The 21,775-nt window shown below is 59.5% G+C and carries 24 protein-coding genes; 11 read left to right on the top strand and 13 right to left on the bottom strand.

All coding sequences use genetic code 11. The annotated features are described in order from the left end of the window. Window positions 1-15: 15 nt before the first annotated feature. From ACSOSP_RS01865 to ACSOSP_RS01840, 6 genes are all read right to left on the bottom strand, one after another. Window positions 16-1,617 carry an ABC transporter substrate-binding protein gene (locus ACSOSP_RS01865; RefSeq protein WP_455309250.1) on the bottom strand — a complete coding sequence of 534 codons (1,602 nt, stop codon included), beginning with the start codon at window positions 1,615-1,617 and terminating at the stop codon, window positions 16-18. A gap of 62 nt (window positions 1,618-1,679) precedes the next feature. Beyond that, window positions 1,680-2,243, bottom strand: a complete 564-nt coding sequence (gene ddpX / locus ACSOSP_RS01860; protein WP_455309248.1) for a D-alanyl-D-alanine dipeptidase — start codon at window positions 2,241-2,243, stop codon at window positions 1,680-1,682. A 408-nt stretch (window positions 2,244-2,651) separates the two neighbouring features. Then, window positions 2,652-2,879, bottom strand: a complete 228-nt coding sequence (locus tag ACSOSP_RS01855; protein ID WP_455309246.1) for a pentapeptide MXKDX repeat protein — start codon at window positions 2,877-2,879, stop codon at window positions 2,652-2,654. Window positions 2,880-2,968: 89 nt separating this feature from the next. Continuing rightward, the gene (locus ACSOSP_RS01850) at window positions 2,969-3,745 is read right to left on the bottom strand and encodes a molybdopterin-dependent oxidoreductase (protein ID WP_455309244.1); all 777 of its coding nucleotides are present in this window, start codon (window positions 3,743-3,745) and stop codon (window positions 2,969-2,971) included. Window positions 3,746-3,804: 59 nt separating this feature from the next. Continuing rightward, window positions 3,805-4,431, bottom strand: a complete 627-nt coding sequence (locus tag ACSOSP_RS01845; protein WP_455309243.1) for a cytochrome b/b6 domain-containing protein — start codon at window positions 4,429-4,431, stop codon at window positions 3,805-3,807. A gap of 350 nt (window positions 4,432-4,781) precedes the next feature. Next, window positions 4,782-5,381, bottom strand: coding sequence for a TetR/AcrR family transcriptional regulator (locus ACSOSP_RS01840; protein WP_455309241.1), 600 nt, complete (start codon window positions 5,379-5,381; stop codon window positions 4,782-4,784). A 289-nt stretch (window positions 5,382-5,670) separates the two neighbouring features. On the opposite strand from ACSOSP_RS01840, the gene ACSOSP_RS01835 reads away from it, so the two are divergent. The 4 genes from ACSOSP_RS01835 to ACSOSP_RS01820 all read left to right on the top strand — a co-directional run bounded on the left by ACSOSP_RS01835 (window position 5,671) and on the right by ACSOSP_RS01820 (window position 8,748). Then, window positions 5,671-6,375, top strand: a complete 705-nt coding sequence (locus ACSOSP_RS01835) for a glutathione S-transferase family protein (protein ID WP_455309240.1) — start codon at window positions 5,671-5,673, stop codon at window positions 6,373-6,375. A gap of 389 nt (window positions 6,376-6,764) precedes the next feature. Then, window positions 6,765-7,337, top strand: a complete 573-nt coding sequence (locus ACSOSP_RS01830) for a sigma-70 family RNA polymerase sigma factor (protein WP_455309239.1) — start codon at window positions 6,765-6,767, stop codon at window positions 7,335-7,337. Continuing rightward, on the top strand, window positions 7,334-7,975 hold the full coding sequence (locus tag ACSOSP_RS01825; RefSeq protein ID WP_455309238.1) for a DUF1109 domain-containing protein: 642 nt from the start codon (window positions 7,334-7,336) through the stop codon (window positions 7,973-7,975). Before ACSOSP_RS01830 ends, ACSOSP_RS01825 begins: the two co-directional genes overlap by 4 nt. Window positions 7,976-8,106: 131 nt before the next feature. After that, the gene (locus ACSOSP_RS01820; protein ID WP_455309237.1) at window positions 8,107-8,748 is read left to right on the top strand and encodes a DUF1109 domain-containing protein; all 642 of its coding nucleotides are present in this window, start codon (window positions 8,107-8,109) and stop codon (window positions 8,746-8,748) included. Window positions 8,749-8,766: 18 nt separating this feature from the next. Here ACSOSP_RS01820 and ACSOSP_RS01815 read toward each other — a convergent pair whose 3' ends face one another. Continuing rightward, a complete protein-coding gene (locus tag ACSOSP_RS01815) occupies window positions 8,767-10,359 on the bottom strand; it encodes an MFS transporter (protein WP_455309236.1) in 1,593 nt (530 codons plus the stop codon). Between the two features lie 462 nt (window positions 10,360-10,821). On the opposite strand from ACSOSP_RS01815, the gene ACSOSP_RS01810 reads away from it, so the two are divergent. Continuing rightward, window positions 10,822-11,601, top strand: coding sequence for a DUF1223 domain-containing protein (locus ACSOSP_RS01810; protein ID WP_455309235.1), 780 nt, complete (start codon window positions 10,822-10,824; stop codon window positions 11,599-11,601). A 29-nt stretch (window positions 11,602-11,630) separates the two neighbouring features. On the opposite strand, the gene zigA is transcribed toward ACSOSP_RS01810, so the two are convergent. Further along, window positions 11,631-12,839, bottom strand: coding sequence for a zinc metallochaperone GTPase ZigA (zigA, locus tag ACSOSP_RS01805; protein WP_455309234.1), 1,209 nt, complete (start codon window positions 12,837-12,839; stop codon window positions 11,631-11,633). 252 nt (window positions 12,840-13,091) lie between these two features. Between zigA and ACSOSP_RS01800 the strand changes: the two genes are divergently transcribed. From ACSOSP_RS01800 to ACSOSP_RS01785, 4 genes are all read left to right on the top strand, one after another. Beyond that, entirely contained in the window at window positions 13,092-15,446 is a 2,355-nt protein-coding gene (locus ACSOSP_RS01800; RefSeq protein WP_455309233.1) for a TonB-dependent receptor, read from the top strand. Window positions 15,447-15,479: 33 nt separating this feature from the next. Beyond that, entirely contained in the window at window positions 15,480-16,085 is a 606-nt protein-coding gene (locus tag ACSOSP_RS01795) for a MotA/TolQ/ExbB proton channel family protein (RefSeq protein ID WP_455309231.1), read from the top strand. Beyond that, window positions 16,082-16,480, top strand: a complete 399-nt coding sequence (locus ACSOSP_RS01790) for an ExbD/TolR family protein (RefSeq protein ID WP_455309230.1) — start codon at window positions 16,082-16,084, stop codon at window positions 16,478-16,480. Before ACSOSP_RS01795 ends, ACSOSP_RS01790 begins: the two co-directional genes overlap by 4 nt. A 481-nt stretch (window positions 16,481-16,961) precedes the next feature. Next, complete coding sequence (locus ACSOSP_RS01785; protein WP_455309228.1) at window positions 16,962-17,198, top strand: energy transducer TonB; 237 nt, start codon at window positions 16,962-16,964, stop codon at window positions 17,196-17,198. 86 nt (window positions 17,199-17,284) lie between these two features. Here the strand turns inward: ACSOSP_RS01785 and thpR are convergent, their stop codons facing one another. The 5 genes from thpR to ACSOSP_RS01760 form a co-directional block, all read right to left on the bottom strand. Beyond that, the gene (gene thpR, locus ACSOSP_RS01780) at window positions 17,285-17,878 is read right to left on the bottom strand and encodes an RNA 2',3'-cyclic phosphodiesterase (protein ID WP_455309226.1); all 594 of its coding nucleotides are present in this window, start codon (window positions 17,876-17,878) and stop codon (window positions 17,285-17,287) included. A 50-nt stretch (window positions 17,879-17,928) separates the two neighbouring features. Beyond that, the gene (locus ACSOSP_RS01775; RefSeq protein WP_455309225.1) at window positions 17,929-18,309 is read right to left on the bottom strand and encodes a DUF190 domain-containing protein; all 381 of its coding nucleotides are present in this window, start codon (window positions 18,307-18,309) and stop codon (window positions 17,929-17,931) included. Between the two features lie 186 nt (window positions 18,310-18,495). Beyond that, on the bottom strand, window positions 18,496-18,816 hold the full coding sequence (locus ACSOSP_RS01770; RefSeq protein ID WP_455310806.1) for a DUF190 domain-containing protein: 321 nt from the start codon (window positions 18,814-18,816) through the stop codon (window positions 18,496-18,498). 73 nt (window positions 18,817-18,889) lie between these two features. Continuing rightward, on the bottom strand, window positions 18,890-19,612 hold the full coding sequence (locus ACSOSP_RS01765) for a carbonic anhydrase (protein ID WP_455309223.1): 723 nt from the start codon (window positions 19,610-19,612) through the stop codon (window positions 18,890-18,892). Window positions 19,613-19,764: 152 nt separating this feature from the next. Then, entirely contained in the window at window positions 19,765-20,091 is a 327-nt protein-coding gene (locus ACSOSP_RS01760; protein ID WP_455309222.1) for a hypothetical protein, read from the bottom strand. A 415-nt stretch (window positions 20,092-20,506) separates the two neighbouring features. Between ACSOSP_RS01760 and ACSOSP_RS01755 the strand changes: the two genes are divergently transcribed. Both ACSOSP_RS01755 and ACSOSP_RS01750 read left to right on the top strand, forming a co-directional pair. Beyond that, the gene (locus tag ACSOSP_RS01755; protein WP_455309220.1) at window positions 20,507-20,812 is read left to right on the top strand and encodes an EF-hand domain-containing protein; all 306 of its coding nucleotides are present in this window, start codon (window positions 20,507-20,509) and stop codon (window positions 20,810-20,812) included. A gap of 248 nt (window positions 20,813-21,060) precedes the next feature. Next, window positions 21,061-21,774: a response regulator gene (locus ACSOSP_RS01750; protein WP_455310805.1), complete on the top strand. Its 714-nt coding sequence runs from the start codon at window positions 21,061-21,063 to the stop codon at window positions 21,772-21,774. Window position 21,775: the final 1 nt, after the last annotated feature.

Here is a 21,775-nt window from a genome sequence, read left to right as displayed (position 1 = left end):
GTTGTGCAGCCACGCTTACTGTTTCTTCACGTCACGGTACGACACGAGGTCGAAGATCGGCCCGATTTCCAGGCCCGTCACGCCCGGCCGCGCCGCGACTTGCGAGACCTTCTGGAACATGATCACGAATGGCGAGTTCGCGAGAAATTCCTTCTGCATCGCTTCATAGCGTTGCGCACGTTTTGCCGTGGACGATTCCTCCAGCGCCGCTTGCGTTTCCTTCGTCAATTGTGGAATGTCCCACGCGTTGCGCCACGCGAGCATCTTGAAGGCCGATTTGTCCGAGTTGTCCGGATTCCACGCGAAGCCCTGCGCGTTGCTATGCGGATCGATGTAATCCGCCGACCACTCGCCAATATAAATGTCATGCTGACGCGCGCGATACTTGCCCAGGGTCTGCTTGTTATCGCTTGAAATCAGTTCGACCTTGATACCACCCTGCGCCAGGTTCGCCTGCACCGCCTGCGCGATCTCGCCGTATGGCGAGTCGTTGCGCACATCCATCTTCACCGTGAAGCCGTTCGGTACACCGGCTTTTGCGAGGAGCGCCTTCGCCTTTGCCACGTCCTGATGATACGGATTGGTGTTCAGCGCACCGAGGAAACCCTCGGGCAGGAAGGTCTCGTGCACCTTGTACGTGGTCCGCACGATGTTCTGCTGAATGCCGTTGTAATCGATCAGCCATTTCATGGCTTCCTGGACTTCTGGCTTTGCCAGGTTCGGATTCTTGTTGTTCAGGCCAAGGTACATCAGCGTCGCTTGCGGCACCGATGTCACGCGAATCGTGCCCTTCTTCGTCAGTGTGGCGAGGTCGTCGGAACTCAGGTCACGCGCGATATCGATATCGCCGTTCTCGATCATCAGCCGCTGGCTCGATGCTTCGGGCACATGCCGCAGCACGATCCGTTTCATCGCAAGCGGCACGCGATAACCATCGGAACGCTGCAGCACGATGCTGTCGTTCGCGGTCCACTTCACCAGCTTGTAGGCGCCAGACCCCGCCTCGTTCGTCTTGAGCCACTCGTTGCCGAAATCGTTACCCTTCGCGTGCGATTCGAGCAACTTCCTGTCGAGCACGGAGGCCGGCCACGAGCCCAGTACGTTCAACACGAACGTGGGCGCGTACTTCTGGTCGGTGGTGATCGATACCGTGCTGTCGTCGATTTTCTTCACGTTCTGCAGCGCGTTTTCTTTCGTCAGGCCGATGCCGGCCAGCACGGCGGCCGCGCCTTTATCGAGCAACGCGGTGCGCTGGATCGACCACGCGACGTCGTCGGCGGTGAGCGGGTTACCCGAGTGGAATTTGAGGCCGGAGCGAATCTTGAAGGTGAACGTGAGGCCGTCCTGGCTTACTGCCCAGGATTGCGCAACGTCGCCATTGAAGTGGGCCGGGTCTTTCAGGTCAACGCGAATCAGGCGGTCATAGGTGTTGGCGACGTATTCCTGCGGCACCAGTTCGTAGATCTCGCCCGGGTCGAGCGTGGTGAACTCGTCGAGTAAAGTGGCCATGACCAGCATGTCCTTCGGCGTGGCTGCTTCGGCCACGCGCGTGCCGGCCAGCATCAGAGTGGACGCTGCCGCGATAGCTGCCAACGCGTTGCACAATACCCGTTTCATACTCGCTCCGTGAGGGATGTTGATGAGATGTTCTGCGCGGTCGGTGCGGTTACCCGGTGCGCTTACATCAGGCGCAGGGGGCCGCTGTCGGCGTTGTCGATCAGGTCCAGTGCGCGTGACCCGGGCAATTCGTAATGCCACCACTCGCTCGGAATATGGGTGAAGCCGGCGCCGTGCATCACGCCAAGCAACAACGTGCGGTTGCGCTGCACATGCTCCGGCAAGCCCGGATGGAAGTGTTCGGAAGCGACCGACATCTCGTCGAAACCCGTGCCCATATCGAGGTCCCGGCCTTGCGCGTCGACCAGTGTCAGGTCGACCGCGGTGCCGCGGCTATGGTTCGAGCCACGCTTGAGGTCTGCTATATAGGTCGGGTCGGGAAGGAAGTCCCAGAGCACCTGCTGGGCTTGCGGCGGACGGTAGGCATCGAATATTTTCAGCGTCATGCCGATGTTGCCCGCCAGCTCGACGGCTTTCTTCAGGGCGGCTTCGGCGGGAGCCAGCAGCAAGCAATGTGCCGTCTTGTAGATCGGCTTGCCTGTCAGGTTGCGATCGGTTGCGTAGACCAGGTCAATCGCGACGCGGTGCGTTTCAGGAGAGATTCTCAGCAGACGGTGATCGGGCATCGGCGGCGTTGGTTTCGAGGCTCACGAGTTCGTGCGGTGCCGTTATTGTTTATCAAAACGAGTGGTTTGGGGGTGAATGTGGCGGACATGCCGCACTTGGCCGATAAATGCCACATTCGCGCACGGCCTTTGAGCCGGTCGCGTTTGTCCCGGGAACATCAGATCCCCGATTAAAACCCGCCAAAAATACAGAGGTTGAGTTGGGACGAAGGCTGGTGCTGGGAGAAGAGGTGCGCTAAGGGCCAAAGCATGCTGGCACCCCAGGCGGTTTGAATGGTGGTCGTCCGTCGCCGGGCTTTAAGGACTTGCGGATACCGGAAGTATCAACAGAAGGTGAAAGCACAATCGAAAGCGGACCAACCACACCCGCAGACCCGCTTTCGATGCTCATGCATACTACTGCACAGATTACTGCGCCATCGCGCCCGAAGCCGGATGGCCCATTGCGTCGTTCTTTTTCATCTTGTCGTCCTTCTTCATCGCGTCCTTCTTCATTGTGTCTTTCGACATGGCGTCCTTGGACATGGAGTCCTTCGCCATTGAATCGTGGGCCATCGCATCGCTTGCCTGAGCGAACGCCATGGAGCCGCTCAGGGCCAACGTTGCTGCAAGTGCTGCAGTGATGAACAGTTTCATATCAACCTCTTCCTGTAGTAAAAGTATCCGGTCGTGCCGGGGTGAATCGAAGTACCTGACGCCGCGATATGTCTCGATCCTTCGTGACGTCAGGAACCTCCGAACCAGTTGTAGCCCTGATCGACCCAATAGCCGCCAGGGAATTTGTTAGTGACGAAGATCTCCATGATGTGCTTCGGATTTTTATAGCCCAATTTCGTAGGCATCCTTAGTTTCATCGGATAACCATATTTTGTCGGCAGTTGCTGGCCATCGAAGGTGAACGCCAGCAGGGTCTGCGAGTGCAAGGCGGTCGGCATGTCGATGCTTTCGTAGTAGTCGTCCGCGCACTTGAAACCCACGTATTTCGCCGATGTGTCCGCACCCACCCGCTTCAGGAACTCCGAGAACGGCGTGCCGCCCCAGCGTCCGATCGCGCTCCACCCTTCCACGCAGATATGCCGCGTGATCTGCTCGGCTTTCGGCAATGCGTAAAGCTCGGGCAAGCTCCACGTTTTCGTGTTCTGCACCAGCCCGCTTACTTTCAGGCGAAAGTCGGAGCCATCGACAACAGGAGCGTCGTCTATACCGTAGAACGCGTTGAACGGAAACGGCCGCGTGATCTGCGCTTCCGTGTAAGTCGGCGCGAGACGGTTTGGATCGAAGAGCCAGCCTTGCACCGTATCGTTCAGGCGCGACACACGGCTGAGGAAGGTCTCGACGGACTTGTCGTCCGAGATGCTGCAACCGGCCAACATTGCCAGGCCGCCGAGCGTCACGATGCGCTTGCCGAAGAGGCGGCGGGACGGCATGTCGAGTTCGCGGCGAACGTCGATGATCAGCGACTCGCGGTCAACGCTCACGTGGTTCGGTTTGACGGGTTTCATGATCGAGCTTCCTCGAGTCCTTAAGTTATCTTTTAATCGGGCGTGTGCGCACAGCCGTGTCAGCGCCCGCGAATCATCGTAAGCAGCGAACGCGGCACCAGTGACACCATCACCAGATGCACGACAATGAACGCCGCCAGCAGCGACATGGCAGAGAAATGCACGACACGCGCAAAGTCATAACCGCCCATCAATTCGCGCAGCAGCGGAAACTGCACCGATTTCCAGATTGCGAGGCCGGACAGGATCAGCACGGCAATATCGAGCATCACAAACAGGTACGCGAACTTCTGCACCGCGTTGTATTTGCTCGGGTCGGCATGCGATAAATGTCCTTTAAGCGCCTCGCCCAGGTCATGCAAAATGGCACGCGGCGAGAGCGGAAAAAACTTGCGCTTGATACGCCCCGTGACAATGTTCATCGCGAGATAAAAGAGGCCGTTGAAGAACAGCAGCCACATGGCCGCGAAATGCCATTGCAGAGCGCCGCCAAGCCATCCGCCCAACGTGATGCCCGGCGGAATCACGAAACCCTTGAATACTGGTGATGCATCGTAGATTCGCCATCCCGAGAGCATCATCAGGATCGCCGCGAGCGCGTTGAGCCAATGAGTGATCCGTACCCAGACCGGCTGAATGGTCGGCGAGGGAATGCTTACGCGCCTCGCTTCATGTGTTGCGTTCATCTGGGCCTCCATGACTGGTTTCCACGGGCGGGGAAAAAACGCCGCCAAGTGCATCTTGTGCAACTCGCTTTCTTGATCCGCTCCTCTATCGTCTGCAAGAGGCCTTCGGAAGCAGGTCGTTAGTTGCTAGTTAATTCGCGCCGATTGCCCGGCGGGTTACATCGCCCAATGAAATTTTTTAAGAACGCGAAGGCGGGCATGCGTTGCGCTTATGTGAGTTAGTTCGTCAGGAAAGACGGATGGGTTACAGCGAGCTATTTTTTTGCCGCGGACAATCTGGCGCGGCGAACGAATGACCCTTGGGAAGGGGCAGCAAGGTGATGAACAGCCAAACCGGCGCGACCGCTCAGTTATCCGGCGGAAGTCCGGCCATCGAGCGACGCGAGCATCGGTCGCAGGAGTCCTTCCAGCAGCGCGGGTTCCGGCCGGCTGCGTGCGAGTACCCGAATACCGAGCAAGACCGCCAGCAAGAGGCGCGCAAAGTCTTCAGCCGGTTGCGCGGATGAGATCTCGCCGGTTTGCTGCCCCGCGGCCACGCATCGGCCGAAATAAGCCTCCAGCTTCACCAGCACGCCCGCGACGACTTGCTGAAACTCCGGATCGTGCGGCGCCATTTCCAGCGCCGAATTCACCAGCATGCAGCCCTTGCGGTCCTTGTCAGTGAGTGAGCGGTGGACGATCTCATCGAAGAACGCCTTGATCGACTGAAGCGGCGACAGCGTGCCGTCGAAACGCCGGACACGGTCGTCCACGCTTTGCGACACGTAGTGAGCGAGCGCCTTGCCATAGAGCGAGTGTTTGTCGCCAAAAGCGTTGTAGAGGCTCGCGCCCGTGATGCCCATGCTATCGGCGAGTTCACGAACCGAGGTAGCTTCGTAGCCACGATTCCAGAAACACAGGACCGCGGCGTCGAGCACGGCGGCTTCGTCAAATTCTCTTGGCCGTGCCATGCAGTCCCTTACTCCGTTTAACAAGCCCTTGAACTAGGCGATATTGCCATTCCGTTTTCGTTACGATATTCTAAATCGATCGATCTAAATCATAAATGGGCAATGTGCGTCGGGCAATGAGGACGGCATCGCTGCTTGAGTCTTACAGATGTATTTCAACGGTACGCATCGGCGTGTCTGGATGGTCTCCCCTTTTACGCGCTGTCCGTGACGTTCGACGCTCTCCACGCATGGCGCCTGGCGGGACTCAGCCTTCCGCAAGCGGCCCACCTCAACACCCAAGGACGACATGATCCGTTTCTACTTTCACCCGACGCCGAATCCCGCGAAGGTTGCGCTCTTTCTCGAAGAGGCAGGGCTCGACTATGAGGTATTTCCCGTCGATACCAGCAAGGGCGAGCAGCATCTGCCGGCATTCAGGAGCATCAATCCGAACGGCAAGGTGCCCGCCATCATCGATACAGACGGTCCCGACGGCACCGAAGCAAGGGTGTTCGATTCCAGCGCGATCCTGCTATATCTCGCCGACAAGACGCGGCGTTTCACGGGTAAGCCCTCGGACCGGCCCGACTTGCTCTCATGGTTGTTCTTTATCAGCTCCGGACTCGGTCCCTTCTCGGGTCAGGCGGTGCACTTCCAGCACGGCGCGCCCGAGAAGATTCCATATGCGATCAACCGCTATCGGCGCGAGATAGAACGGCACTATCGTGTGCTTGACGAGCATTTGTCGGGGCGCGACTACATCGTGGGAGACGAGTATTCAATCGTCGATATGTCCGCGTGGGGATGGCTCGAACGCGCGTCGCGGGTGTTGGCCACCGACGCGCCGCTTGCCGCATTCCCTAATCTGAGCCGTTTCTTCGACGCCATTTGCGAACGCCCCGCTGTCGCTCGAGCGCGGGCGGTGGGCCGCGACCTTACGTTCAAGCGCGAGGTGGACGAAGAGACGCGGCGCGCGTTGTTCCCATCGAATTATCCTGAGATCACACGCTAAGCAAGCGCTCGCTTGGGGCCAATGGTTTTCGGCCTCGGCCTGCGATCGACAGAAGCAAGCCGATCCGGCACAATCCGCTCGCTTTGTTGTGTGCAGTTAGTGTTAGTACCGCGCATGCGATTGCGCCGCGTTTGCATGCCGGATCTTTAGCTTGCAGCCAACGCGAAGCATTGCCTCGCAGCGCGGCCAAGACCGATCCCGACATAAAATCGCGGTAATCTCCGGCGTCAGAACCTTGGGGTGAGGAACCTCTCGCCCTGCAAGGCCTGCCGGAATACCTGCTGCAGATGGCCGCCACGAACCGTATTTATCCCCGGCGCCGGGACCGTCGACACCCGTCGGCAAACCCGTCGCAATTTATTTGAAGCGCGCTGTAACCCGATTCCGCGATGAAGCGAATAATACAAAGTGGTTCTGTGCCTGGTGTCGAAGAACGGTTGAGGGCCCTGTTCATTCGCGGCCTGAATGGGGACGCTGTCGCCTATCGGACGTTCCTCGACGACCTGACGGGACATCTGCGCGGCTTCCTGAGAAAGCGCATTTATTACCTGCAGGACGACATCGAAGATGTCGTGCAGGAGATCCTGCTGGCCGTGCACAACAGCCGCCACACCTATCGCCCCGACGAGCCGTTGACCGCCTGGGTGCATGGGATCGCACGTTATAAGCTGATGGATTTTTTCCGCGCGAGATCGCGGCGTGAAGCATTGAACGATCCGCTGGACGACGCGCTCGAGATCTTCGCGACCTCGGATGAAGAACCAGCCGATGCCAAACGCGACGTCGCCAAGCTGCTCGAACAATTGCCGGACCGTCACCGGCTGCCGATCGTTCACGTCAAGCTGCAAGGGCTCTCCGTGACTGAGACCGCGGCGCTCACGGGCATGTCGGAGTCGGCCGTCAAAGTGGGCATCCATCGTGGATTGAAGGCACTGGCAGCAAAGATTCGAGGCACCGCATGAAAACCGAGGACCTGATTTCGCTTCTATCGACTGGCGTGACGCCGGTCGACTCTCGCGTGCCCGCGCGCCGCTTCGGGCGTGCAATCGCATTGGGCGGGCTCGGCACGCTCGTACTGATGGCGGTGATTTTCGGTGTACGGCCGGACATTGCGGTAGTCTCGCGCACGCCGATTTTCTGGGCCAGGTTTGCATTCCCGGCGTCACTTGCCGCTACAGCATTGTTCCTGGCGGTGAGGCTGTCCCGCCCCGGTACGACCATTGGCAAGTTCTGGGCAATGCCTGCGGTGCCCGTGCTCGTTGTGTGGAGCGCGGCAGTCGCGGTCTTGTGTCTCGCCTCACCCGACGCACGCCTGCCGCTTGTCATGGGTCACACATGGCGTACCTGTCCGTTCAATATCGTGCTGTTGTCGGTGCCGGCGTTTGTTGCCGTGTTCTGGGCAATCCGCGGACTCGCGCCAACCCGGCTGAGGCTCGCCGGGGCCGCGGGCGGCATGCTCGCGGGGACCCTCGCGACGATGGCCTATTGCTTGCACTGCCCCGAGATGAGCGTCGCGTTCTGGGCCGTCTGGTACCTGCTCGGCATGACGCTTGCCACGCTGATCGGCGCATTGCTTGGGCCAAGGTTCTTGCGCTGGTAGTTCTCGCTGAGCGTATAAATTAGCACGCTGGCGTAACCCGGCCACTCCTCGAAACGAATAGAAATCATGCGTTAGTGCATGACGCTGCTTAACAGCTGGCAGCGCTGTCGTTCCTTATCAGCGGAGTGGTCATGAAAACCAGCGAGTTCGTATCGATGCTTGCAACAGGCATCGTCCCGACCCATCCGCATGTCATCGCGCGACGCTTCGCGACCGCTTTGTTCTTTGGATTGACCGGCGCTACGTGCATGGTGGTCGCCATCTACGGCGTGCGCGGCGACATGCCGCAAATGCTGACCACTCCCCTCTTCTGGCTGAAGGTTGCGTTCCCGCTCGCGGTCGTAGGCGCGTCGCTTTTCGTCGCGATGCGGCTATCACGTCCAGGCGCGGACACAAAAATGGCCTGGGTCGCGCTCGCCATTCCGCTCGTGCTGATCTGGCTGACGGCGCTGGTTGTGATGGTCGCGGCTCCGCCCACGTTGCGTCTTCAGCTAGTACTTGGCAAGACCTGGCAAGTCTGCACGATGAATATCGTGATCCTGTCGGCGCCCACTTTTATTGCCGTGTTCTGGGCCATGAAAGGGCTGGCGCCAACGCGTCCGGTTATTGCGGGTGCAGCAGCCGGCCTGCTGAGCGGCGCGCAAGCCGTGCTCGTTTATACGCTCTATTGCGTGGAGATGACCGTGCCGTTCTGGGGCGTTTGGTATGTGCTGGGCATGGCGGTCCCAACCGTCCTTGGTGGTTTGCTGGGGCCGAGAGCGTTGCGCTGGTAAGCCGTGAAGAAGAAGCTTTTAGCGGGTACGTGTCCCCGTATCCAGCCGGTCAACCCGCACCGGCGGCACGAACCAGGCAAGGCAAAGCCCAACGATTGCTGCCGCAGCCGCTAGCCCAAGTCCCACGTGTATCGATTCGATCAATGCGCCACGCGCCGACTGCATCATCGCGTCGCCGGCATGACCCGCCATGATCAGGCGGCCAATCAGCGCCGCCTGTTCCGCACGATCGATCAGCAACTCAGGGCTCGCGAATGACTTGAACCACTGCGTCGCCTGATACGTATCCAGCGACCGGTGCACGCCGCTCGTATAGAGGTGGCCGAGCAACGCGCCCGTCATGGCCGTGCCAAGCATGCCGCCAAACAAGCGCAGCGATTGCAGCAGCGCCGTCGCGGCGCCAAGATGGTCGCGCGCCACGAGTTGCTGCGAAAAGAGCGTGAGGTTCGACACGACCAGACCCAACCCTACGCCGCTGAATCCCATGCACGCCATCCACACGAGATGAGGCACAGTCCCCGTGATAGCGACGAGACAAAGCGCGGCGCAAGCGAACAGCGCAAAGCCGATATACATCACACCATTCGCATGCCTGATGCGCGTAACGATCCGGTTATTCAACACGCTGCCGACCGTCGTACCCAGCAGCAGCGGCGTGATCAGCATGCCTGAGTCATGCGGCGACATCGCAAAGCCGCCTTGAAATAACAAGGGCACGTAGAAGACCAGCGAGAAGAGCGAGAAACCGCCGAGTACCGCCATCGCAAACAACGCCGCCAGCTTTCGATCCAGCAGCATGTCGATGGGTACGATCGGATACGCCATGCGTTTTTCCCAGAACAGCAGCACCGTTGCGCCGGTCAGGGTGAATAAACCTACTGCACAGGTGAGTGGTGTGATCCCTTCATTGGGGACCCATTCGATCACCAGTTGCAGCCCGCCGAACGTGGACGCCAGCACCAGCGCGCCAACCCAGTCCAGCTTTACCGGCCCGGCTGAACGCGGCCGCCGCAGATGGGGCAGGAAAGCGTGCACGAACAGCAACGAGACGATGCCCACCGGCAAGTTGACGAAAAACACGAGCCGCCAGCCACCGTACTGGGTCAGCACGCCGCCTAGCGTCGGGCCAACAATATTTGCCAAAGCAAACGCCGAACTGACAAACACCAGCCAACGCAGGCGAAGCTTCGGGTCGGGGAAAAGATCGGCGACAGTGGCGAACATCGTGCCCACCAGGATGCCGCCGCCGATCCCTTGCAAGCCGCGCGCAAACACGAGGAACATCATATTGGCCGCCATGCCGCACATGACGGAGGCGATCGTGAAGAGAATAATCGCGGCCATCAAGAACGGCTTGCGGCCAAACAAATCGCCTAGCCGCCCGAAGATCGGGATCGTGATGACCGATGTCAGCATGTACGCGGTTGCGACCCATGCATACAGATCGAATCCCTTGAGATCGGCGACGATACGCGGCAGCGCCGTCCCCACAATCGTCTGATCGAGAGCGACCAGCATCGCTACAAACGAAACGCCTAACATCGCCAGTACCGACTCGCGGAACGGCAGCAACTGTCCAGCTTCAATAGGTGCAGCGATGTCCGGGGTCATGGCGTTCTCCTGGTGCTGTCGGGAACTGCGGTGCTGGCGGTCTACGCCGGGTTAGCGTGCCTCAGGCGGCGTGCGTGCGCAAGTTAAGTCGTGAGGCACGCGATGACGGGCAGCAATCGTGATGTTAGTAGTTCGGTTACCTATCCGATACGGTTACACGTATCAGCTCACTTCGTATGAATTTTCCGTGCGCTGGCGCGGCGCGCCTGGTGTTTGGCTTGTCTTCGGGAGCTTCAATTGCCGCAGCGTTATATACGTTTCACACGAGCTCGCGGATGCACCAAGTCAATTTCACGCGGGCTGTAACCGGTTTTCACGAAGCGCCGAAATACCTATCAGGCGACGCGACTTCTTGATCAGGCATTCGCAATGCCTTATTTGAACTGCGAATAATTGCCGATGCTCGTCAATCCTGACGCCTTCCGTTCTGCGACATCCTTCCTCTTACCTTCGGAGCCCATCATGCGTGCTTCATCGATCTTATCCCTCGCAGCGCTGCTCGTTGCCTTCTCCGCCGCCACGGCCAGCGCGGCGTCCGGAAACGCATGCAGCGCATCGAGCCCCGATCATCGCGCCGCACTCGTCGAACTCTATACGAGCGAGGGTTGCAACAGTTGCCCTCCTGCCGACAACTGGTTGAGCGAACTCGATCATGCCCGCAAGACCAACACCATCGTACCGCTGGCGCTGCATGTGGACTACTGGGATAGCTGGGCGTGGAAGGATCGCTTTGCGCAATCAGCATTCACCACGCGACAGCAGCAACTGACCGATACGGGCGGCGGCCATGTGGTGTACACGCCCGAGATTTTCGTGGGCGGCCGCGAGTTGCGCAGCTGGTCGAACGACGCAAGCTTCGAGTCCCGCATTCAGCAGTTGAATAGCGAAACCCCGCTCGCCGATATCCACATTGGCGGTCATCCTGCCGCGCCCGGCCACGTCGCATTCGACGCTGCATTCACGGCTCGCAAGAACCTTCCCGACGATGCGGTCGCATACGCCGCCGTGTACGAAAACCAGGTCGTCAGCGCGGTAAAAGGCGGCGAAAACAGCGGGGCGACGCTGCATCACGACCGCGTGGTGCGTCGGTGGATCGGGCCGGTCCGGATAGTCGACGGACGCGCGTTGATCTCCGGCGACTACACGTCGGCCGATGGCCACGAAGGCGTGGTGGCGTTCGTCGAACGCGGCGCCACGGGCGAAGTGCTGCAAGTGGCGGAACTGTCTTCTTGCGGCGGCTAATTCTTTTGCGGCCTTATGCTCCTGGCGGCTTATTCCGCGTTCTGAGCGTCCGCTTCCCATGCAGGAAAAGGGTCCGTGAATCGCTGCCAGGCTTGCGGACCTTGCGCCATTTCCGAGTCTTTGAGCAGGCACGCATCCAGGCGCGCGCGTAACGCCCCCTCGTCCATGTCAATGCCGATCAGCACCAACTCTTGCCGCGCGTCGCCTACCTCCGGGTCCCAGTCGTCATCAATCGATTTCAGCGATTCGGCATCTTCCGGCCAATAGGCTTTCGGTAGGGCTGCCCACCACAGTCCCATCCCGCCGTGCCGGCATACGCTGCCCGCCTGCGACCATGACCCGACATAGGTCGGCCGGCTGGCAAGCCAGAAGAAACCTTTGGAGCGCACCACGCCGGGCCAGTTGCTCGTGATCAGTTGCCAGAAACGCTCGGGATGAAACGGCCGGCGCGCACGATAAACGAAATGCGTGATGCCGTATTCCTCGGTCTCGGGCGTGTGCTCGCCACGCAACTCCTTGAGCCAGCCGGGCGCTTTTGACGCTTCATCGAAGTCGAACAGACCGGTATTGAGCACCTTGTCCAGCCCAAGCTTGCCGAACTCCGCAATCTCTATCCTTGCCCGGGGATTCAGCCCTACCAGGATTTTCATCAGGCGCCTGCGGTCCGAGTCGCCGACAAGGTCAACCTTGTTCAGGACGATCACATCGCAGAACTCGACTTGCTCGACCAGCAGGTCGACCACCGTGCGCGTGTCCTCCTCGCCCATCGATTCGCCCCGCGCTTGCAGGCTGTCCGCCGAGCTGTAGTCCCTGAGGAAATTGAACGCGTCCACCACCGTCACCATGGTGTCCAGACGCGCGACATCGGACAGGCTTTGGCCCTGCTCGTCGGCGAATGTAAAGGTTTCGGCCACCGGCAGCGGCTCGGAAACCCCCGTCGATTCAATCACGAGATAGTCAAAGCGCCCTTCCTTCGCAAGCCGGTTCACTTCGAGCAAGAGGTCTTCACGCAGCGTGCAGCAAATGCAGCCGTTGCTCATCTCGACCAGCTTTTCGTCTGTGCGCGCGAGTTCCGCACCGCCGTCGCGGACCAGGGCGGCGTCGATATTGACCTCGCTCATGTCGTTGACGATAACGGCCACACGCCTGCCCTCACGATTGTTCAGGATGTGGTTAAGCAACGTGGTCTTTCCTGCGCCCAGGAAGCCCGACAAAACGGTTACTGGCAACTTGTTCATTTCTATCTGTCCAAAAAGTTCTCGCACAATTGGTTACGAATGTTATAACATTGCATTCATCACTTGAAGAACTTTTTATCCGTCCAGCGTTCCGCGGCCCCAGATTGGCCGCGCGGCTTCATACGCCTGTACACGACGCATGCGTGAAATCAGTTAGGACTACGTTTCTTACAAATCAAGATCAATCCTCGGCGAACGGTCGGCGTCGCCGAGCGGCTCACATCCAACACAATCCATCCAGAAAAATAATCGATGAAAAATCGTACGCTCATTGCCCACGCGGCCTTATTGCTGTTCGCTCAGATCGGTGCCGGACACGCTTATGCCGCCAGTCCGGACGGTGCCGTATCAGGCTCCGTCACCGATAGCTCCGGCAAGCCCGTCGCCAATGCGAGCGTGGCCCTGCAAGACGCCAGCGGTGCATCCGTTGGCGCCACGAGCACGGACGCTACCGGACGCTTCGCGGTCCATCATGTTGCGCCGGGAACGTACGCGGTAGTGGTGGCAGCGCCAGGCTACGCAAGCGGCAGCAGCATCGCAACCGCGAGCGAAGGTGTAGATGCGTCCGTGTCGGTAGCGCTCGGCAAGAGCGACGCAATCGATGTGCAGGTCAATGCGAAGCGGCTCGATCGCGCACGCAACGGCTTGCTGCCGGAAACGGGCAGCAGCGTGTATCGCTTCAGCCAGGCGGATATTGATACCCTCCCCGCCGGCCAGGACACGCCGCTTAACCAGGTGCTGCTGCAAGCGCCGGGCGTGGCGAGCGACTCGTACGGCCAGTTGCACGTGCGCGGCGATCACGCCAACCTGCAATACCGTATCAACGGCATCATCATTCCGGAGCCGATCAGTGGATTCGGCCAGTCGCTGGACACGCGCATCATCGACCAGCTCAATCTTCTGACCGGAGCATTGCCCGCGCAATACGGCGACCGCACGGCGGGTATCGTCGATATTCATACGAAGAACGGCGACCAGGGCAACGGCGGCTCCATCGATGTCTTCGGCGGCAGCCACCAGACCATCAAGACCAGCGCGGACGTCTTCGGCAGCCAGGGACCGTTCAGCTACTATTTCAGCGGCTCGCTGGGCGAAAACAATCTCGGCATCGAGAATCCGACTTCCAGCGCGAGCCCGATTCACGATCACACGCGTCAGGGCGATGCATTCGGCCTGATGTCCTACATCATCAATCCGCTCACGCGCGTGAGCCTGATGTTCGGCACGACCAGCAACCAGTTCGAGATTCCCAATACACCCGGCTTGCCCACCGCTTTTACTTTGAACGGCAACACCACGTTCGATTCGAGCAAGCTCAACGAGACACAATCCGAACTCAACCAGTTCGCGGTCGTTGCCCTGCAAGGGACCAACGGCGGCGCGCTGGACTATCAGGTCGCGCTCTTTACACGCTACTCGCGCACGCAATTCAATCCTGACCCGGTGGGAGACCTGCTGTTCAACGGCGTGGCAGCGAACGATTTTCACAGCGACAGCGCTAATGGCGTGCAAGCGGATACGACCTATCGTTTAAACGAAAAACACACGCTTCGCGCGGGCATTTCGTTTCAGCAGGAACATGCGATCTTCAACAACAACCTGAGTGTCTTCCCCGCCGATGCCGACGGCAACCAGCTCTCGGATCAACCATTCAACGTGCCTGATTCGAGCAGCAAGACGGGTTATCTGTATAGCGCGTACGTTCAGGACGAGTGGAAACTGACCGACAAACTCACGATCAACTACGGCCTGCGCTACGACAAGATGGACGAGTACGTGAGCGCGAGCCAGCTAAGTCCGCGCGTGGGCCTTGTCTATGCGTTGACGCCTTCAACGACGGTTCACGCCGGATATTCCTGTTATTTCACGCCGCCTGCGTTCGAGCTTGTATCGGGCGAAGATATTGCGCGCTTTGCCGGTACGACTGCGCAGGCGTCGACCCAAAACGACCCCGTGCAGCCCGAACGCAGCGACTATTTCGATCTCGGTGTCACTCAGCGGCTGAGCTCGACCATCACGGTAGGCGTCGACGCGTACTACAAGAAATCGACGAACCTGCTCGACGAAGGTCAATTCGGCACCGCGCTGATCTTCACGCCTTTCAACTATAAATACGGCCGCGTATATGGAGTCGAATTCACGAGCAACTATAAGCAGGGCAATGTTTCGGCTTACGTGAATGTTGCGTTCAGCCGCGCGCAGGGCAAGGACATAGACTCTGCGCAGTTCAATTTCAGCGCCGACGAACTCGCTTTCATCAGCAACCACTATGTGTTCCTCGATCACGACCAGCGTGTGACTGCGTCGTTCGGTGGCGCGTACCAGTTGGGCAAGACCACCTTCACCTTCGACGGCATCGTAGGTAGCGGTTTGCGCAGCGGGTTCGCGAACACGGACCGCTTGCCGGTGTACACGCAGGTGAACCTCGGCGTGATCCATCACTTCAACTTCAACGAACCGCTGATCGGCAAGTTCGACGCGCGGCTGCTGCTCATCAACGCGTTCAACCGCGTCTACGAGTTGCGTGACGGCTCCGGCATTGGCGTGGGTGCACCGCAGTATGGTCCGCACATTGCCATGTATGCGGGTATCACGAAGAATTTTTAATATATCGGATTACTTAACGAAAAGGATTTGATCATGCCAGATTGGGCAGGCATCACTGCCGCGGCACAGTTGGGTGGCTGGGTGGTGTATCCGCTCACGCTGCTGGCGGTGCTCGCGATCGCCATAGTCATCGATCGCGCTTATATGTTCGTCCGGTTTGCAAGCGAGCCGGGAACCGCCACCAACACGCTGCCGGCACAGCATGCGTTCAAGCGACTCGACGCAACGGTCGAAGCGCCAACCGGCACACCATTATGGTTGGTCGAAGCCCGTGCGCAATCGGTCGCCACGCGTATCGAACGTGACATGAGCCGCGGCTTCTGGGTGCTGGAGACTATCGTGACGGCCGCGCCCTTGCTCGGGCTGCTGGGGACCATTGTCGGAATGATGCATTCGTTCCAGCTATTCGGCGGCAACGGCCTGGTCAATCCTGGCGGTGTGACCGGTGGCGTCGCGCAATCGCTGGTGGCGACCGCTATTGGATTGGTCGTCGCGTTGTTCGCGCTTTTCGCATTCAACTATTTCTCGCGACGCCTTGAACGCCTGATCGATGACCTCGAGGTGCACGCCAACGAGCGCTTGAGCGAGATTCGGCTCAAGGCCGAAAGCGCCAGGGCAACAGACGGAGGCGTGCAATGAAGTTCCGGCGCTCGCGGGCGTCAAAGCGTGGGCGCATCGAGATCATTCCGATGATCGACGTGATGTTCTTTCTGCTCGCCACCTTCATGCTGGCGTCGCTGGCTATGCAGCGGCTGGATGCCGTCAAGGTCAATTTGCCAACGGGACAAGCGCAGCAGATGTCGGTGGATCAGCCGTTGACGCTCGCGGTCGATCGCACGAACACGGTCTTTTTGAATCGGCAGCCCGTGCGTCTGGATCAGGTGGAAGCCGGCGTCAGGCGGCTTCTCAAACCGGACCGAAACGTAATCATCGCAGCGGACGACGCCGCGGCGCAAGGAGCCGTCGTTCAGGCCATGCTGGCCGCGCGCCGCGCGGGCGCGGAGCATTTCCTGATGGCAATAAATCGTGAGTAGCGGGATGGGGAGACGGGCAGGTTTGATGGATGCGCCACGACTCAGATTTAGCGTGGCCCTTTTGATTGCCTTTGGGCTTTGGGCCGTTCTGCTGACCCGGCTCGTAAACCCGCTCTTGCGGCCTTTGCCGAGCGCCGCTGCCCCGGTACAAGCGACTATGGAAATGCGCCTTGTCGAATTAGCCGCGCCTCCCGCCAATACGCATGCCGTTGCCCCTTCGGCGCCTCCCGCTGCAGTTACCCCGCAAGTGCATGTACGACGAGATCCAACGCCGGCCCGAGTGACGAAACCGCACGAAATCCAGCACCCGACCCCGGAACGCATGCTTGCGAAAACGGACGAACCGGCACCGGCGGCGAAGCCGGAGGCAAGCCCCTCGACGACATCTTCTGCGGGCGTTACGGCGTCGTCATCTTCCGCATCGTCAAGCAATGCGGCGGCCGCGCCAGAGGGTTCCGCCGCTCGTGTCATCAGTCAGCCAATGCCCTCTCTCCCCGACGATCTTCGCGAGGATGCCTATCAGGCCATCGCCGTGGCGCGTTTCGATATCCACGCAGATGGAACGATCGAAGTAGAACTTTCGAAGCCGACGCAGAACCCTCGCCTGAACGCGCTACTGCTCGAAGCGCTGCGAAAATGGCGCTTTTTCCCCGCGATGCAAAAAGGACATCCCGTAGAAAGTCATCAGGACGTGCGTGTGCATTTCAACGTGAGTTAAACCCATGCCCTTGGTGCGAACCGCGACCGCACTATGGATTGGCAAGAAGCCGTCTTCAGGATCAACGTTGCCGCCCGATGGTTGGCTCACGCCGTAAGCGGCCATCGCGCAAGCTGCACGTGCTGCGTTTTACCCACTCTGCTATCAACCAGAACAAACTCGCGCGCGGTCCAGTGAACCCGTTCGATGGTTCGTTCGGCGACTTCTTGCCTGTCGTAAAGCAAGGTCACATGTGGCGTGAAACTTGACGGTTTTAGATTAAACCCGGCCTTCGTCAACGTCGTGCCGAGAATACCGTGGAACTCCTTTAGCGCCGCGACGCCGTCGCTTCCAAGCAGCACGACAGGCCGTTCGCGGGCCACCCGGTGAAAGCTGGCGGCATGATCAAACGTAACGTCGAACGCAGGCATCGAAACGGTCGACGCGGTGGCTTGCGCCCAAGAGGCGACACGCTCGAAAAACGTATCGTGGATACCGATGAAATGCACTGTCACATGAAAGTGCGCAGTCGGAAGCGGTTTTCCTTTCAAGCCATGTTCGACACGCAGACGTTGTGCCAACCGCTCGATATGCAAAGCCGTATCCGGGTCCGGCACAATGGCGAAGAACAGGCGATGCCGCTCAACCGGCAACGGCGCAGCTATTGCGCCTGATCCCGACGGCACTAAATGCTCTGGCATACGCTTGTCACGCCCACGGCTAGAGTTCCAGCTTTAACCGACACGCCCGATTACCTCAACCTGCTCTCTGTCGGCCGACGAAACCGGAAAAACGTTTTTGCTTTCTTCGGTGGCGGGACATCGCCTAGCAAGCCGAATTCGATAGGCGCGCGCGTGTAGAAAACTTGCACGTTTTGTGCACGCACCACTTCCAGTATCTCGTCGGCTTCATGCTCGGTCACCGCCAGGATGACCTGCACCGGCTGGTCAGCGAGTTTAAGAATATGCGCCGCATGATGAGCACCCGCGTGCCCGACGCCTTCTGCTGCGCTGATGACGGTCGCCCCTCGAATACCTCGCGTGCGAACCTCTTGCAGAAGCCATTCACAAAACGTCAGATGACCGCATTTGCGGTTCTGCTCAGTGTAGAACGTCAGTTGATAGCCGTTCATACCGACCTCCACGGCGACATCCCGAGTGCTGACCGAACGCCACCCTTACAAACTTCATGCGTACACTCGCCGCGCAGCTTAAAACAGATCGACTGCGTGACGCCGGCGATAAATCGCACGACACTTAATTGTAGGTCACGTCCTTAAGACCGTCACGCTTGGCGCAATGCAGCAAGCGGCTGCTCCTCACGGTTGCCCCAGCACCTCATATTCGATCGGAGCACGCGTATAGGACAGCTTCGCTCCCCCTTGCCTGAGGCTCGCGAGCAGCGCGTCGATCTGCGCATCATCCGCAACGACCGTCACCACGACCGGTTGATCAGCCAGTTCGAAAAACCGCGCAGCATGATACTTGCCGAGCATATCGATAGCTTCGGTCACCTCGACAACCGTCGCCCCCACAATGCCGGCCTTCCTGGCCTCTTCAAGGATCCAGTCGACCACAGTCAGGTGATGCATGCGATGACCCTGCGTTGCTGCATAAACTGCAAGCTGACTGCCTATCATGAGATCCTCCGCTCGACTGGTGCTCATACGATCGTCGATGCATCGTTGACCCGCTTGAACCCGCGCGATCGTTTCAATCCACCATCCGGACTTGCCCCGAAGCGAGATCGTAGATCGCTCCGACCACCTGCACCTTGCCCGCCTTCACATACTCTCCGATCAGCGGCTGCGAGACCCTCAAGCGGTTGGCATTCAACCGCACGTTTTCGATCGTGGCGTCCGCCACCAGATCGCCGTGCCCGTGCGTCCTGGCAATCTCGACGGCCGGCCTGATCGCCCTGACCAGTTTGGGCAAATGGCCAGGCAGGACCGCATGTTCGCGGATTGCCTTGACGGCGGCAGAGACCGCGCCGCAATTCGTATGTCCTAGCACCATGATCAACGGTACACCCAGGAACTTCACCCCGTATTCCAGGCTGGCGAGCCCATCGTCGTTGACGAAATTGCCGGCAACCCTTACGACGAACAGGTCGCCCGGGCCTTGATCAAACGCCAATTCAGGCGCCACCCGCGAATCCGCGCAACCGACAATGGCCGCAAAGGGGTATTGCGCCGTGAGGCGTGCTGCCCGGCCGGCAGAATAGTCCTTGTTTGCAGACGTGTTAGCGGCATATCGATTGTTGCCCTGCAACAGGCGAGCAAGCGCATCCGAGGGTGCAATCGCGTTGGGACCAGGCACCGTTGAAGGTTCATCTGCACGCGCGTCCTTCAACGAAAACGCAGCGAGGGTCGCGGACGCCACACCGGCGAACAAGGCACGCCGCCGCGACAAAGAACATATCGAATCAACGCACATGGATCACCTCCTCCAGAGAAATAAATGCCGCACCATCACCGGACGTTGATCCACGTCCCACACTTCTCGATAGTGCGCCAACCGCGCCCGGGCGAACGTATTCTTCGCCACATCGCGCTTTAATTACCGCCGCGCCGACAACTTCCACTCGTTCATTGCATCCCGGCGACGGGAACCACCATGACGGGTTGTGCGTACCTTACGTACGCCGCAGGGACGGCAGCGTAGCTGCGCTGCACCGGCACATAGACCACTGGCTTGGGCGCCGGCACACGGACAGGAACCGCAACAACAGGAGCCGGACGCACCACCGCGACGTATCTATGCTGAACCGGAACGGAGTAATAGACAGGCCGCGGCGGCGGCACATAAACCACCGCCGGTCCTGCGTAGACAACCAATGTCCGGGCTTCAGCGCCGGTGGAAATCATGAGGCCCAAAGCGGTGGCGGCCGATGCACTGATAAGACGAATATTCACGTGAGTTCCTTTAGATTCGATCGGCAGGTCTCGTCTTCTTTGGAAGCCGTTCCGCCGGATCATTCGCATTGCGAGAGCGCCTTGCGAATCCGTTAAAGCGCTCGTAGCGCCGACCACCGAAAGATACGCAAACAGCGGTTGAAAGCCACGTCAAAACATATTTCATTCGATGTCACGGACCATCGGCCCTCAGACGCCGGAGCCAGCATTTTTGTAGGGAGCAGATGCTTAGTTTACGAGTCCGATGCATGACATGCGGCGACATGATTCGTAGCCGGTTTGTCATTCATTTTCGGGCGCCGGCCGATAAGCTTCGGTCTGCCATCGGTTGCAGCCGCTTCAAACGGCAAAACACAGACGCTCGCAACCGATGGCAAACGAACCCTTCATTCACTGGAATCCACTGGAGAACCCCATGAAAAATAAGATTGCCATCTTCGTCCTGTCCATCGCCGCCGCCTTCGCCAGCGCGGGTGTCATGGCGCAAACCGCACCGCAAGCCTCGGTCAGCCCGCAACGCATGGAGCGCGCGATGCAGCAACTGCAGGCGCGCTTTGCTGCCGCCAACACCACGCACGACGGCAAGCTGACCCAGGCGCAAGCAGCGCAAGGCATGCCGATGGTCGCGCAGAACTTCGATCAGATCGATACGCAAAAAGCCGGCTACATCACGCTGCCGCAGATCGAGCAATTCATGCAGCAGCGCGCGACATCGCACTGACGGCGACGCGACAACAGGTGCAAGCTTTCTGTTCTGTGCGTACTGGACTATTGTTTTTGAACTGAGGACCGCTTTGCCTTCTTCCTGCAGCCAGCGTGGCGCTCATCCTGACACCTGCGCCTTGCCTGAAGCAGCTGAAGGCGAGCGTGCAGAACCCGTGGTTTGAACGTCCGCCGTCCCAGGCACTGCTACGGCGGCTTGGCGAACATGATGAAGTCCGAGAGTCCGACGCACGGAAGGAGGCATGGATGGAGAGTCAGCCGAAGATCATCGTTCTCGACGATGAAGCCGAATTGCGCAATATGCTGCAGCGTTTCCTGAGCAGTCACGGATTCGAAGTCCGGGTCGTCGCCGACAGCAAGCGGCTTGATCGCTATCTGCAGCGCGAGCCCTTCGATTTGCTGATCCTCGACCTGATGATGGACCAGGAGGACGGACTGTCGGTCTGCCGGCGCTTGCGCGCCGAAGGCCAGACGCTGCCCATTCTTATCCTCACGGCCAAAGGCGATCCCGTCGACAAGGTCATTGGCCTCGAAACCGGCGCCGACGATTACCTCGCCAAACCGTTCCTGCCGCGCGAACTCGTTGCACGCGTTCGCGCGCTGCTGAGACGCCAGAAGATCGCGGCAGGCGAGCCTGTGCTCCGGTCGCAGACCGTGCGTTTCGGCGACTATTGCCTCGATCTCGGCAAACAGCGCCTGTACAAGTCGGGCGAGGTGTTCGAGATTCATTCGACCCAGATGCTGCTATTGAACGCGCTGGGCGCCTCGCCGAACCGGCCCGTCAGCCGCGACAACCTGATTGCCCGCTCACGCGGACGCGACCACGATGCGCTTGATCGCAGTATCGATGTGCAAGTTCTGCGGCTGCGGCAGATCGTGGAAGCCGATCCGTCCAAACCGCGCTTCGTGAAGACCGTCTGGGGCGTGGGCTACATGCTGATCGCGGAAGTCGAATCGTGAG

Source organism: Caballeronia sp. KNU42 (assembly GCF_053760385.1).
Note: the sequence above shows the minus strand (reverse complement) of the source record. Positions and strands in the feature narration are given on the sequence as shown.